Origin of the sequence: Flavobacterium sp. SOK18b (assembly GCF_014156605.1) — a bacterium.
Lineage (GTDB): Bacteria > Bacteroidota > Bacteroidia > Flavobacteriales > Flavobacteriaceae > Flavobacterium > Flavobacterium tiangeerense.
Map to the genome: position 1 here is coordinate 1 of NZ_QKNZ01000109.1, position 1,574 is coordinate 1,574.

1 protein-coding gene is annotated in these 1,574 nt (G+C 34.6%); it reads right to left on the bottom strand.

Features of this window, described 5'->3' with window-relative positions:
• A partial coding sequence (locus DNC80_RS14045) for an ABC-F family ATP-binding cassette domain-containing protein (protein ID WP_182651747.1) occupies positions 1 to 1,410 on the bottom strand: 1,410 nt, incomplete at its 3' end.
• Positions 1,411 to 1,574 lie beyond the last annotated feature (164 nt).

The window sequence follows — 1,574 nt, forward strand, 5'->3', positions numbered from 1 at the left end:
ATCTAAGTGATTCGTAGGCTCATCAAGCATTAACACGTTAGCACGTTCCATCATCATTCTAGACAACATGCATCGTACTTTTTCACCACCAGATAAAACACGACATGTTTTTAAAGCTTCTTCACCTGAAAAAATCATTTTCCCAAGGAAACTTCTAATGTTTACCTCATCACGTTCTTCTTCTGTTTTTACCCATTGACGCAACCAGTCCACTAGTGAATAATCACTTTCAAAAAACGAATGATTTTCAACTGGTAAATACGCTTGGTTTGTTGTAACTCCCCAATCAAAAGTACCAGAATCTGCTTTTTGATTTCCGTTTAAGATTTCGTAAAAAGCAGTGGTAGCACGTGAATCTTTTGAAAATAAGACAATCTTATCTCCTTTGGCCATATTCAAATCGACACCCTTGAACAAAATATCTCCGTCAATAGAGGCACTCAAATTTTGTACATTCAAGATCTGATCTCCCGCCTCACGTTCTTGATCAAAAATAATGGCAGGATATCTTCGGCTAGAAGGTTTTATCTCGGAAATATTTAATTTACTAATCATTTTTTTACGAGAAGTTGCTTGTTTCGACTTGGCAACGTTGGCAGAAAAACGACGAATAAATTCTTCTAATTCTTGTTTCTTTTCCTCTGCTTTTTTGTTTTGTTGCGCACGTTGCTTTGCAGCTAACTGACTTGACTCATACCAAAACGTGTAATTCCCAGAGTAATGATTAATCTTATTATAGTCTATATCAGAAATGTGAGTACATACAGAATCTAAAAAGTGTCTGTCATGCGATACTACAATTACCGTATTTTCATAATTTGCTAAGAAATTTTCTAACCAAGCAATGGTTTCAAAATCCAAGTCATTAGTAGGCTCATCCATAATTAATAAATCAGGATTTCCAAACAAGGCTTGCGCCAATAACACTCGTACTTTAATTTTCCCCTCAAGATCACCCATCAATGTATAATGATGCTCCTCAGTAATTCCAAGGTTTGAAAGCATAGATGCCGCGTCAGAATCGGCATTCCAACCATTCATTTCTTCAAACTGGACTTGTAACTCCCCTATTCTATCAGCATTTTTATCATTATAATCCAAGTAAAGTTCGTCCATTTCCTTTTTCACAGCATACAAAACTTTGTTTCCCATCATTACCGTTTCCAGTACTGTATGTTCATCAAACATGTTGTGGTTCTGGTTTAAGACAGACATACGCTTGCCAGGCTCTAAGTGTATATGTCCCGAAGTAGGATCCATATCACCAGCGATAATCTTTAAGAAAGTAGATTTTCCAGCCCCATTGGCTCCGATAACGCCATAAATATTTCCGTGTGTAAAGGTCGTATTTACTTCGTCAAACAATATTCGTTTGCCAAACTGAACTGATAAATTATTTACTGTTAACATGAATTATCTTTTTTTAATAAATTTTTGCAAAAGTACAAAATTCGCTTAGTTTAATTTCATTTTATCATTTTAAGTTCTCAAAAAAAAAGAGGACATCATTTAGACATCCTCTCTGATAATAATTTCTTATAAAAAATTACAAATTTGAAAAAGAAATTAATACC